This window comes from Paenibacillus sp. Root444D2 (assembly GCF_001426375.1).
GTDB lineage: Bacteria > Bacillota > Bacilli > Paenibacillales > NBRC-103111 > Paenibacillus_E.
The window spans coordinates 49,325-63,014 of sequence record NZ_LMEO01000015.1; the positions used below are offsets into that span (position 1 = coordinate 49,325).

The window sequence follows — 13,690 nt, forward strand, 5'->3', positions numbered from 1 at the left end:
ATTTAGCTGTAATCATTGTGCTTAAAACAAAGAACCATGTGTTCCTTATCGAGCTGGACCTTTTGGGGACTCATCGAACGGCAAATATCCTTGGCATACGTACAGCGATTTGCAAATTTACAGCCGTCAAGCCTGTACTCCTTGTCTTCCATATCAGGAAGCACGATATCTTCATTCCATTTCTTTCCAACTCTTGGTATTGAATCTAACAATAATTCCGTATACGGATGTGATGGCTTATTTAATATAAGTTTTGCATCGCCGAACTCAATTAATTGCCCGCGATACATCGTCGCAATATAGTCGCTAACATAGTAGGCCGTTGAAAGGTCGTGCGTAATGTAAATAAAATTAACCTTGTACTCGTCTTTGAGCTTTTTAAACAAGTTCACAATATTCATACGTAGAGAAGCATCAATCATCGCTACAGGTTCATCGGCGACAATCAAACTCGGTTTAGGAATCAATGCACGCGCGATAGAAATCCTTTGCAGCTCTCCACCGGAAAATTGATTCGGATATTTCCCTCTAATATGGTCAAGTTCAAGCCCAACTGAATGTAAGACTTCACTCACAACCGTTTGGGCTTCTTGCTTATTCTTGGCAATCTCCAGATTCAATGCTGTCTCAAATAAATAGGTGTCCACCGTTTTTCTCATGCTGAATGAGGTGAAGGGGTTCTGGAAAATGGGTTGTACTTTCTTTAGGAACTCTTTTCGGTTTTTTCGTTTGTCGTAATAAGACAAAGGGATTCCATCTATCTTAATCTCGCCTGATGACGGTTCCTGAAGTCGCAGAATCATTCTGGCCAGTGTCGTTTTCCCACATCCGGATTCGCCTACGATACTCATAATTTGCGGTTTATCGCCTGGCAGTTTCAGGTCGATCTTGTCTACAGCTACGATTTTCTTGCCCAACAGCATGCCGCCGATTTTAAACTGCCGTGAGAGATTATTGATTTCCAACCGATTATGCGCCATGTCTCTCCACCTCCGCGGCAATATCCATATCACTCAGCAAGTGGCAGCTGGCAAAATGATCGGCCCCAACCTCATATCGAGCCGGTTCCCTTGTGCGGCATAAGTCCATAGCAACAGGGCATCTTGCAGCAAACCTGCACCCTGCAGGGGGTTGTTTCAAACTAGGAGGCGTGCCTGGAATTCCTTCCTTCTGACTATTGTCACCTACTTTAGGCAATGCGTTAATTAACATTTTGGTATACGGATGCTGGGGATTAGTAAAGATCTGCTCCGTCGGTCCAACTTCGATCATTTGCCCAGCATACATAATGCCCATTCGATTCGTGATTTGATAATGGACACCCATATCATGGGATACGATGACCATAGAATTCCCCATTTTCTTTTGGACGCGGGACAGCATGGTCAAAATTCCTCTTTGGACGATAACGTCCAATGCGGTAGTCGGTTCGTCAGCCAGTACAATTTCCGGATGGAGAAACGTAGCCAGTGCAATCAATACACGCTGCCGCATCCCTCCGCTTAATTGATGGGGATAAGCGTTCAACACCTCAGGCGAAAGCTCCAATTCTTTCAAATAGCCCGCGATTTCGGCTTCTAGCTCTTTTTTGTTCTTTTTATCATGGTATTTGCTGATTGCGTCGAAGAACTGGCTTTTGATTCTGGTCACAGGATTCATTACGTGCATCGCACCCTGCGGTACATAAGAAATGATCTTCCACCAACTTTTGTGGATTTCGCCGTTTTTATAAACCAGCGGATTGCCATTTTTATCTGTCGAGTGGATCTCCACTGAGCCTTCTGAAATTTCCAGGGGATAGTTGATCAAATCGTACATAACTTTCAGCAATGTCGATTTGCCGCAGCCCGACTCACCCGCAATGCCAAAAATTTCGTTTTTTCGAACTTCAAAATTGACATGGTCCACGGCTTTTACGTATTCGGTCAGCATGTTGTATTGTGCGCTTACGTTTTTTAATCGCAGCATGTTATTTCCCCCTCCTTAACGCAGAATATTGCTGATATCCCGTCATAGTCAGGAACAGTGCAATGAAGATCAGAACAATTGCGATTACTGGCGAACCGATCCACCACCATCGTCCAGCTAACATAGCCTGATGCTGGTTTGCCCAGTAGATCATCGTTCCCAGTGTAGCTTTTTCGTTGCTGGACATTCCGATTACGGCCAAACCGGATTCGGAGCCTATGGCAACCAGGATCGTATTGACGAAGTTGGCAACAGACCATCCCGCAACATAGGGAAATATCTCTTTCATAATAATTTTCATTGTGCTTGCACCTGAAAACACAGCGGTATTGATAAACTCTCGCTCACTCAACGATAATGCCATGGAACGAAGCTGTCTTGCTGGCCACGGCCAGTTAAAAATAATTAAAACTAGAGCGATGTAAAATAACGAGGCTCTTCCTTTCATCAAGCTCCCTAATAGAATCAGTATGGGCAAGGAGGGTATCACGATAAAAGAATCCGTAAGCAGCGTAATCAATCTGTCGAGAAATCCACCTTTAAATCCTGCTAAGAGACCGAGCAGCGCACCAATCACCGTTGCGAAAAAGGCAACCATAATCCCAATAATAAAGGAGTTTTGTATAGACTTAGCCAATAACCAAAATGTATCTTGACCAAGATTGGTCGTACCGAAAAAATGTGCTGAACTCGGTTTTAAGTTTTTCGGATATGTTCCCCACTCGGTGGGGTTGCCAGAGTGAAAAAGGGGAAGGATGAATCCTAAAATCAGAAAGATCCCCAAAATGAACACCCCGGTTTTCAAACGAAAATTCCAATTTTTCATGCCATTTCCTCCTGAGAGTTTTGCGGAGCAAAACTGGCTTCACCACAAAGCGCCATCCGCTTGCTACTTATAACGCACCCGGGGATCCAGGAACGGATACAAGAAATCTATAATAAATGTCGCGCCTGCCACAGCAATAATCGAAATGGTAATTGTACCCATGATTAAATTATAATCTGATTGTAAAATGGCTCCAAAGATTAAAGTTCCTATGCCCGGATAGCCGAATAAGAATTCCGTTATCAATGCGCCATTAAAAATGCTCCCGAGTTGCAGCGCGAGCATTGTAACTTGAGGCAAAGCGGCATTCGGCAGCACATATTTGGTCATGATTTTTCTTTCTTTCAGCCCTTTCAAGCGGGCGAAATGCACGTAATCTTCTTCTGCAATGCCTGCAGACAACGTCTTCATACTAATGACCCACCAGCCGGTTCCGACTAAAACAATGGAAAGCGCCGGTAGTGCCGAGTTAACAAGCAGACTCTTTATATGCTCCCAGGAAAAACCTTTTCCCATAAAATTCGCAGAAAGCGGAAAAATGGGAATGATGTACGCAAAAAGCATGATTAAAATTAATGCAAATATATAATATGGGATTGGATACAAGGCGATAGAAATGGCTTCGAGCACTTTGGAGTACGCTTTCTCTTTGCGGAATCCTGACAAGAGACCTATGGCATTTCCGATAAGCCAAGAAATGAGTGTGGAAATAAGCAGCAATCCCATCGTCCACGGCAAAGCACGGCCAATCAGCTCGGTTACCGGTGTCGGGTAATTAGCCAGGGACGGTCCGAAATCATGGGTAAAAACAACTCTTTTGATAAAACCGAAATATTGCTGCATGATCGACCCTTGCAAACCGAACGATTCGTTTAATGTTTTACGCATGGACTCAACTGCTGTCGGTTCCATAAAAGCCGATTTGGAAGTCATTCGACCGATCATTGCTTCCACGGGATCAGAAGGTAAAAATCTCGGCACAAAAAATACCGTTGTGATGCCAATAAAAATGACGAGTACAAACGTTATTACTCTAGATAGTAAAAACTTATAAAATCCCACAGGAGTCACTTCCCCTCATTTAACATCTAGATCCAATGGTAAGGCTAAAATCGCACACCGAGCCAACCAGGCCCGGTATGCGACCTATGTTGGAAAATAAGGCTTTACTTACCCGTAGGCTTGAAGTGAGGCGTGTAGTATTTAAACTGTGACCACCACCACCACGGGCCTTCAAATGCATTTTTAGATGTTTGGAAACCAGTCCAATAATACGTATCGACAGGAACGAACTTCGAGGTGCCGAACATAGGGATGAACGGCATACCCTTAACGAATTCCTTATTGATTTCGGTAATATGGCTAATAACCTTAGGGTCGCTGCTTTGCATACCGGCTAACTCGTCGATCAATGAGCTTACTTTGTCGTTGGCCCAGCGATTGCGGTTACCTGGCGCTTGTTTTCCGTTATCAACAATGTATTGTTTGTGCCATCCTTGGAAGTTAGCGGTGCTGTCAGGCAGCAATCCGCAAGCCGGCCAATAGGAACCAACCTCAAATGCGCCAGTAGATTCGCTATCCCAGAATGTAGCGCCATCCATTTGTTGTACATTTGCGTCAATGCCGTTCTTTTTCCAGCTGTCTGCTACCGCAAATGCAAGTCGCATGGATTGCACTTCGAAGTTGGCAGGTGCATTGATCGTCACTTTCCATGGCGTGCCGTCAGGTTTCATCCATTTGTCGCCTTGCTTCTTGAATCCGGCTTTTTCAAGCAGTTTACCGGCTTCGTCAGGATCGTATTTATACCAACCTACTCCAAAGGTGTTTACAGCTTCTTTCGTATCCGTCGGCAAACCTTTAATGCCTTGCTGCTTCAACATTTCCACCATGTCTGTCGCATAGCTTTCGTCAAATGGCTTATAACCGTCGCTCAGTTGAAAATCTTTAAGCCAACCCAACATAGGCTTGTGGTATTTCTCTTGCAGCACAGAGATCGGTGGCAGTTGAATCGGTGAAACTCTCAGCATCCCGCCGAAGGTAGCCAAGGATACGTTCTTGATATCCGTCATTAAAGCCATCGCCCAGCGTACATCCTCATTATTGTACGGAGCTTTCGAGGCGTTAAAGGACATACCTCGTTCACAAGGGTCGTTCATATCTGCGTAAGGGAAGTTTTCATACCAGGCAAGAGCCGTTTTGTTCTTTTGACGGAGTACATCCCAGCTCTCAGGCGTAATATCCTGCAGAATGTCCATGTCATGTTGAATGGATGCGATGATCCGTTTTTCTTCCGGCCCGAAGAACTTGAACAGGATGTATTGCGCGCCTGGCTCGCCAACGATTTTACCGATATCGCTCTTTTGCCAGTCTTTACGTTTCTCATAGAGGAACCAGTTCCCCTGAGGATCACGTGATTTCAACGTATACGGTCCGAGACCGACAGGATCCTTGAACTTAAATTTCGTCGGATCTTCTTTTTCCCAAATATGTTTAGGCATGACTCGGAAGGCAGTTCCCCAGATGACTACACCTAATTTTTGGGCTAATCTGGTTTCAGGGTTAACCGTTTCTACCTCGATCGTATATTTATCTAGAGCTTTCATACTTTTCACGAGGCTCGCGTAATAACCGCTGTATCCGAGTTCTTTCGTTTTAATGATCATGTCTGATGTGTACACAACATCATCTGCCGTGAATTCCACACCATCGGACCAAGCTAAGCCCTCTTGCAGCTTGAATTTGAATTTCGTATTGGTGTTGTCCAGTGGCTCCGGAAATGTCGCCGCCAAGTCGGGAATTTGTTCCCCTTTTTCCGTATTAATTTCCCATAAGCTTGAGAATATCAATTGATGGAACCCGGCATCCATCGGCACCGCACCTGGCACGTATGGATTTACCAGATCCGGGTCAGCGGTTTTACCGCTCAAAATGTCGACAATCAGTGTTTGATTTCTTGGCGTACCGACATCGGTCATTTTCCCGTCGCCCACAGTGCTTGAAGCAGTTGCAGCTGCACTTGCCATTGGTTTACCCGAGTCCGTGCTTGCAGGCTCTTGCGTATTAGTCGCTTCTTCACTGCATGCACTCATCAGCAGCATTAATGTTAAAACCAAGCTAATAAAACCTTGCTTTTTTCTCACTTCGACTCCTCCTTTGTACGATTTATTAGATTGTATCAGGTGTGCAAAATTAAAAATTTTAATAATCTTTGATTTCTTTTAAAAGCATTAGCACTTTTATGAAACCGTTTTCTGAAAATCCTTGGGGCTCATATTTTCAACGTTTTTAAACACGGTGCTAAAATAAGCAGCATCTTGAAAACCTACCATTTCTGCCACTTGATACACTTTTAAATCCCTTTGTCTTAAAAATTGCTTTGCCATACGCACTCTCACTTGATTCAAATATTCACTGAAAGTGATATTCATATATTTCTTGAATTGGGTGCTAAAATACCATGGATTCAGAAATACGGTGTCCGAAACCGTCTTCAAGCATAGATCTTCCATATAATGAGTTTCGATATATTTCTTCACAGCATGAATGTACTGAGGCGTAGGCCCTTCGACATGCAAATTCGTAACGATGTTCATGATCATATTTTTCAACCAATCCAATAACGCACGGCTTGTGGGCAACAGATTGATTCTTTCAATATAATCCGCAAATTCCCCGCAAATAGGTTGAAGTCCATGATCCATCAATTGATGTTCCAAATACAGTACTTCTTTCACTGCCTCATTCTTCAGTAATTTCGAATCCCAGATAGAGTCTCTGTGAGACAGTTGACACCACTTCGTTTCCAGATAGTGACTTAATTTTTCGAAATCTCCATTCAGTAAATATTTCCCCAGTGTCTCGCTTGAAAAATAATGACTAAAATGCTGTGTTTTTTGCTGGTCCACATATTTCTGGTACATCTCCACATCTAAAACGATGGTCATTTCATTGAATTGTAGAAAGTCAATCATTTCCACACAAAAATCAAACGTTTGTTTCAAGCGCGCCGTGCCACGATGGCAGTCGGCAACGGCCCAATTCGTGGAATAACCTCTCTGTAACAAGCTTTGACGATAACCGTAAAATCGTTGCCTTGCTGCGGATACATCTAAGGAATGTTGAAAAAGAATTACGTAATGATGATCAACCGCGATACATTCAACATATTCCTTCGGCATATTTCCTTTTTTTAATTCTTGTTTGAGATGCTCCATAAATCCAGAATCTGTGAATCCTTGAACAGAAACGACGGCCATTTTTAGGTTATCGTAATCGGCATACTTTTCGAACCATTCTTGCTCGTCCGAAATAGCCGCTTTTTTATCACGCTGCACGATACCTTCTTCAAGCTTACGTAAAATGTCCAAAATACTCTGATAGTGACACGGCTTTAATAAATAATCATACGCCCCGTTCTTCATTGTCTGTCTGACGAACTCAAAATCGTCGTATCCGCTCAAAACAACCACTTCGGTTTGCGGGTATAACGTCCGAATCTGTTTCGTAAGTTCAATTCCGTCCATATCAGGCATTTTCACATCCGTAATCACGACATCGACGCAAATATCTTGTAGAATGAACAGTGCCTCCGCAGCGCTTTGAACCATGCTTATTACTTCGTAATTCGGGCAATATTTGTTCAAAATATGTGAGATTCCTTGTAAAACGGTCTTCTCATCATCAACGAGCATCATTTTGAGCATATAAAGGTTCCCCTCTTTATATTTAATGATAGCGCTCACATTACTGTCGCCAGATTCATCTCTTTTTTTATGCCCAGTCTCACTTTAATTGTTGTTCCTTTTCCGACTACACTTACAATAGAAACTCCATACTCCTCTCCATACATATACTTCGCTCTTTGATGAACGAGTTGGATCCCCAACCCCGCTTCCTCGCTTACAGACTCGCAAGTAGACAAGAGCATCTGAATTTTCTCCTCTGACATACCAATCCCATTGTCGGTCACCTCAAAATACAAACCATCCGCATCCATATAACCCCGAATATGAATAATTCCATCATGCTTCATATCCTGGAAGGCATATTTAATCGCATTTTCCACCAATGGTTGAATGACCAGCTTAGGAATTTTATAGTCCGCTATCTCATGTTGAATCTCAAATTTATATTGCAATTTATCTTCATATCTCATTCTTTGGATCATCAAATAGTTCGCTAACTGTTCCATGTCTTCTGTCACTGTCACAAACTCATTTTTATGCGATATCGAGTACCTGAGAATATTGGAGAGGGCAACAATACTTCCTCCAATCTCCTCTTCTTCTTTCATAATGGCCTTCCAATAAATCATATCTAACGAATTGTACAGGAAGTGGGGATTTAACTTGGAGAGTAAGCTCAATAATTCCGCTTTCCTATGATGCGTCTGCTGCTGGTAGATCGTTTCAATCAGATGATTAATACGTTCTACCATGTAATTGAAATGAAAGAAGATCGTTCTAAATTCATCATTGCTTTTATGATCCAGAACAACGTGTAAGTTGCCTTGCTGAACACTTTCCATTCCTCTCATGATCTTTCCTAAAGGCCGCAAAACGACCTGTGCCGTAGCGATCGCGAATGCCATAATAGCCGCTAGAATACAGATGACCATGAAAATAAAAATCCGATTGAATTGGTCGATTTGATGTAGAATTTCGGCTTGAGGCACAGCGCCAATGATCTTCCACCCCTTTTCCTCGAGCTCATATTCCACTTGGGAACTGAGCATATTGTCCAGAACGGACACCGGTTTTCCAATGAACTCCCGATTTTTCGCGTAAATGATCATATTATCTTTGGCAAGATAAGCCTTCCCTTCCTTTCCCAGATGCACTTGATCTAAAATCTGACTAAAAAGGAGTTCATTCAGACTAATTTTGAGTATGCCCAAACGATCTTTTTCTTGAATCAGACAAAGCGCGGAGAAGGAATACGGTTCCGACTGTAAATCCGTCCATACCATTTCATCTGAATTGTTTTTGAAACCCTCATTTAACAACTTTTTAATCGTATCATCCGCTTCAAAAACAGCAGTCGAATAGTATAAATTAATCGGCTGTGAGCTGACTGGAAAGATGTAGATATTGTCTATCCATTCCATATTGGTTGTTCTTAATATTTCATTACTGATTTTGTATTTGGCGATATTATAATTAATCGTATGATTTTTAAGATCCGATAAATAATTTTTCACAACTTGATTATTTCTCATCCCCACTGCCAAATTAATAAACTGCTTCGTTTGAAGCTCCACCCGTTTTCCAACCTGATTAACGGTTTCTTGAAAATAGGTGTCCGACTTTTTTAAAATAATGGCGCCCATCCAATGCTGAAATATCCCGATCTGCAACAGTAAGATAAGACTGGAAAAAAGTATAAAAAATAGGATGATCTTCGACTTGAGCGAAGTATGCATGCCATTCTCCTTTGCAAAGAGGTTCATACTCAAATTGTAATCCCTTTTATCCCCCTTGGAAGTTTGTCTGAAAACACTCGCTGTTATGGTTTTTCCAAAACGATATCATCGACTTGAATCCATGAGTCAATCCCTGGTGCCCAATAGCCGACGAATAGGGTTACAGATGTATTAGAACCAGAATTAAAGGAGACTGTTTGCTGCATATAATTCAGTAAACCTCCATAATTAACTTCGCTAATGACGCCTCCGGATGAATTGCGTACGCCGAAAAAACCGCCCGTGAAGTTGTTCGAGTTCCGAATCCAGCCCTTCAATACGTAATTGGTGTTCGGCAGCACGTTCACTTGCTGCATAAGGGCGTTCCAATTCGTTGAAGACGTATGGATCCAAGCATTGTTCGCCCCGCTGTGCGCTAAACCGATGCCCCGGTCGATGCCTTTATTATCAGGTCCATCCGTGGTCCATGGCGCGGAAACCACTGCGGTAGCTTGTTTCTCAAAGCACGTGTCCTGAACAACGCCGCTCGCATAGTAGACCGATAATTCACTGATGGAGGTAAATTTTGCACTGCCTCCGGGTGTACCGATGATGCGAATGCCGTCACCCCATGTGTCGTCAAAGGTAAATGTGTACGTTTTGTTCGGACCGGCTGTATTGTTATAAGGGTAATTCGGCCCGACCTGCACGTTCGTTGCATCTACCCATTGCGAATTACGGCGTATCTGCACCTTCAAGTCGCCACTGAACCAGCCGCCGTCGCTAAATATTTGCCCGGTTGTGTAGACGAGTTTGTTCATGTTGTAATTCCGAGGCCACGTATATCCCCACCAGTCTGTCGTCTTGTTCTCTTGATCCCAACTATCCTCATTTTGCGTGGTGCTGCCGTCGTTGTAGAATTGTGTATTGCCGTAATGCGCAACCTTCTCAATAGGCTTCATGCCGTTTGCCGGAGCTGCCAAGTTGGTTGTGTCGCTTTTCGCGTTCGCCGCCGTCGTCGAGACGTATGGCTCTACGACGAACTTGCGCAGTGAGAAATTATAGTTGGTTGCTCCACCCACGAAAGTATTAGACTGCACGTACATTGTTTTGCCATCCGCGCTAATGAACTTAGAAGGAATAACCGTCGTGTAGCCGCCATTCTTCGTATCCGACCAAGGGTACCCGCCAAAATCTTTGGTCATGAACTTCTTCCACGGGCCCCAGGGCTGCGGCGCTTCATAAAATTCGAACGTGTACTCCGTCCAAGACGTATACAGGTAACGATTTAATGCTTTATTGTAGACGATGCCGCCCTGAGATAAGACAGACGTATTGCCAGGATGGGCGGAGTCACGGGTGCTGACGTAAATGCGTCGGTCGTCCTGAAGCACAGGCTTGCGCAGGTTGATATCATTCGACCAGGTCGCGTTACCATTCAAGTCCCCGGTATAAAACTCCCAGGTCGTAAGATTCTGGATACTCGACTTCGGTATCCTTGCGAGGAACAGCTTGTTGGGATCGGACACCGTATTGTCGAACGAATCCCGCCAGTTATTGTCGAGCCCGTAAGCGTATACATAATTGTCGAACGTGTTCCATGCAGAATTGGGTCCATAGTCAAGGAACATAATCGTAGTGAATGTATGATTGTTAAACATCGGAGCTGCTGTGTTCCATGTCCAAGTCGTACCGTGATCTGTCGATTTCGCAATCGTCGCATTCGGCGCGTCATTGAAGTCGAGGTTTAAATCCTGTACGGCCAAATAGAGCTCTCCGTTCACGCACACCATCCCGGTCGGCTTGCGATTATAGGCGCCGCTTGTATTCCAAATTTGCCCAACTGCACTATTGGTGGCGAGTGTCATGCCGCTAAGGCTGCCAATGCTTCCGGTAATACGGTTTACAGCGATGTCCGGGTTCGGTGGCGCGGGTGGTACGCTGTTCGGTGTGGTGGAACCTAGCGTGAAGCCTTTTCCATCTCCGTTGGCCGCATACAGATGGCCGTCATCTGCCCAGCACGATGCCCACAAATCGCCTTGTGAAGCCGTATTGATTGTATCCGACGACTCGATTGCTGTTGTGGAGAAAAAAGTGCTGTCCTGCGGCACGACTGCGTGCGCCGGTAATGACAGCGCACCTGCAAGCATCCAGCAAGAAGCCACTGAAACCAGAATTACGAATTTGCTTTTTTTCCTAAATATCTTCATATCACTTAGCCACCTTCTTCTTTAAAATTCTCTCGGATTTTCTGCAACGGCTATGTTCTCCGATCTTCATTCAACAAGGGCATGACTCACCTCCTTGTAATCGCAACCATTCTCCGATTACATTGCTAATATTATCAGACTACTTACCTATTTTCTTTGTTGGTATTTGTTATTCATTATCCATTCTTGCTATTCACGAAAACGAATACGTACTTTCTCAGAAGCCGGGTACATACAATCAAAAAAGCCTTTCAAGTGAATATAATCCACTTTAAAAGGCTTTTATCTACTTGCAAGCAATTCAATGATTAAAATGACGTTGCGAATGATATGATAAGGATCCTTTACAGGCAACGCGACGACTTGATTGATCAATTTGCCGCTTCGCGAACGAATTTGAATCCACTCTCCAACGCTGCGATCCGGGTTGGGAAAAGTCTTGAACGAATAATCGTGAAGCCTGCTGTACTGAGCCAATAACTCCGGATCTCCAATCAACTTATAGAGGAGCATTATTGTATAAAGCGCTTCGGAATGAGGCCACCGCAATTTAGAATCCCAATTCTGTTCTATTTGTTTTACCATGGATGTATGTTCAATGCCTTCCTTGTTCCTTCCCGGAGGACCTCCCTCCCTGTCGACAAAGCAATCGGCGAAAATGCTGGAATCATACCGGTCGCTTGAAGCGGTTAGCTTCGAATTCCCCTTATTTTCCATCAAAAAGGTGAAGCATCCAAAATATTTCACATTTAGTTGTTGATATAGCGTTCGAAAATGTAACCGAAATCCTTGACCTTTAACTCAGAGTGCTTAGTCTTCAACCAATTGTAAGTAGATTCGTTGATTGCATCGAATTGGGCTACAGGGGAAGTAGTTTGAGTTGTGATACGGCCTGTCGCTTCTTTAGCAATAACTACGCTTTGCTTCGCGTAACCAAACAAGTCCTCGTTATGTGCTACCGTCTCAGAAATCTTAATTAAGGCTTTATACAAGTCTTTGATCTGCTCAATTTGCTTCTTGTCCACATCAATTGAGAAGTTGACGTCACCGATAACGAACTTGATCTCGACGTCAAGATCGATAGTTCCTGCAGTTTCCAAATACACCTTGGAAATTGCATTTGTGTGGTAGCTGTAACGTTTCAGCATACGCTTGCTGCTAATAGCACTATCTCCATCAAGGTGGATTAGGGCAAAGTTGGTAAAGCAGTATTCGTCTTTCTTAGACTTAATAATGAAGAAAATCTTCTCGCCATCCTCATGCATGACATAATCATCTGAATCTACCTTGTCGAAATCACTCGGACTAATTACCTTACCGATATCACTTAAACCTAATGCATCTGCCGCAAACTTCTTGAACAATGGAATCATCCTCTCATTTTGGAAATAAGGATAAGTTGGTATTCAACTCGGGAATTAGAAAAACCGATCCTTAGTGTTACCCTATTATACATTAATGGTAGATTTCACATAAGTAGTTGGATTGCAGTGATTAGAGTGTTATGAGTCCTAATTATATCAGGAAAAGCTTTAGACTGTTGATCGTATCCTGCCCTTTACCGAAATGAAACCAAAAAAGGAGCTGCTTTTATGCTGCTGCTCCTTTTTTGGTTTCCATTAGATTAATTCAAAACTATCAAGGCTCTTATTCTATTCTCAAATTACAAGTCACAATAGGCTGTAGTGTTAAAACTTTCCGGACCGATCCGAATTGGCTGCGTGCTGTTAGAACTTACAAATGCGGAATAAATAAGCTCGTTGTTAGGCGGGGCTGGAACGTTGTAATCGGATCCACTAACGTTAAAGGGAAAGATAAGCGCTCCATCAGTTCCGATTCCGGGTATTGTTAAGTTGGCGGAATAGACCAATGGATTGGTGAATAATCTTTACAATATATGAAACTAGCAGAGACAATTCTTGGATGATAGTCCTCCTTAAAAGAGAAAAAAATACCCGCATGTGTTGAGCAATTCTGCCCGTTTGCCAATTTCGTCTACATTGTTTAAGTCAAACTCGAAATAATCGATGTTATTACATTTTGAAATTAAAGTATCATTCTTTCTCCTCGAAATACAAATCAGATGATGTTCTGGATCAATGAGTTGTTCAGCAATTGCTTCGCCAAGGCCGCGAGATGTACCAGAAATAATAAAATACTTCAACTGTACCATTCCTTATAACTTAGTACCAGGTACTAATACCTTAATTCCTGCGGCATTTTCGCAGTGGTCTATTGTTGAGCTAATCTGCCCGTTATTTTAATTGATGCGCTTCCAACTTCCTA

General features: G+C 43.2%; 11 protein-coding genes. All 11 read right to left on the minus strand.

Features of this window, described 5'->3' with window-relative positions:
* Window positions 1–2: 2 nt before the first annotated feature.
* Entirely contained in the window at window positions 3–980 is a 978-nt protein-coding gene (locus ASD40_RS11440; protein ID WP_057303417.1) for an ABC transporter ATP-binding protein, read from the minus strand.
* Window positions 970–1,968, minus strand: coding sequence for an ABC transporter ATP-binding protein (locus ASD40_RS11445; protein WP_057303418.1), 999 nt, complete (start codon window positions 1,966–1,968; stop codon window positions 970–972). Before ASD40_RS11445 ends, ASD40_RS11440 begins: the two co-directional genes overlap by 11 nt.
* 1 nt (window position 1,969) lies before the next feature.
* Window positions 1,970–2,794 (minus strand): ABC transporter permease, encoded by an 825-nt coding sequence (locus tag ASD40_RS11450; protein WP_057303419.1) that lies wholly within the window; start codon window positions 2,792–2,794, stop codon window positions 1,970–1,972.
* Between the two features lie 63 nt (window positions 2,795–2,857).
* Window positions 2,858–3,856 (minus strand): ABC transporter permease, encoded by a 999-nt coding sequence (locus ASD40_RS11455; protein WP_057303420.1) that lies wholly within the window; start codon window positions 3,854–3,856, stop codon window positions 2,858–2,860.
* A gap of 104 nt (window positions 3,857–3,960) precedes the next feature.
* Window positions 3,961–5,934 (minus strand): ABC transporter substrate-binding protein, encoded by a 1,974-nt coding sequence (locus tag ASD40_RS11460; protein WP_200957399.1) that lies wholly within the window; start codon window positions 5,932–5,934, stop codon window positions 3,961–3,963.
* Window positions 5,935–6,030: 96 nt separating this feature from the next.
* Window positions 6,031–7,497 carry a response regulator gene (locus ASD40_RS11465; protein WP_057303422.1) on the minus strand — a complete coding sequence of 489 codons (1,467 nt, stop codon included), beginning with the start codon at window positions 7,495–7,497 and terminating at the stop codon, window positions 6,031–6,033.
* A 35-nt stretch (window positions 7,498–7,532) separates the two neighbouring features.
* Window positions 7,533–9,215 (minus strand): sensor histidine kinase, encoded by a 1,683-nt coding sequence (locus tag ASD40_RS11470; protein WP_162251230.1) that lies wholly within the window; start codon window positions 9,213–9,215, stop codon window positions 7,533–7,535.
* An 83-nt stretch (window positions 9,216–9,298) separates the two neighbouring features.
* A complete protein-coding gene (locus tag ASD40_RS11475; RefSeq protein ID WP_063870764.1) occupies window positions 9,299–11,404 on the minus strand; it encodes a hypothetical protein in 2,106 nt (701 codons plus the stop codon).
* A 282-nt stretch (window positions 11,405–11,686) separates the two neighbouring features.
* Entirely contained in the window at window positions 11,687–12,121 is a 435-nt protein-coding gene (locus ASD40_RS11480) for an AGE family epimerase/isomerase (protein WP_057303424.1), read from the minus strand.
* 32 nt (window positions 12,122–12,153) lie between these two features.
* On the minus strand, window positions 12,154–12,768 hold the full coding sequence (locus tag ASD40_RS11485) for a PH domain-containing protein (RefSeq protein ID WP_057303425.1): 615 nt from the start codon (window positions 12,766–12,768) through the stop codon (window positions 12,154–12,156).
* A gap of 572 nt (window positions 12,769–13,340) precedes the next feature.
* Entirely contained in the window at window positions 13,341–13,568 is a 228-nt protein-coding gene (locus ASD40_RS11490) for a hypothetical protein (RefSeq protein ID WP_057303426.1), read from the minus strand.
* Between the last annotated feature and the right edge of the window lie 122 nt (window positions 13,569–13,690).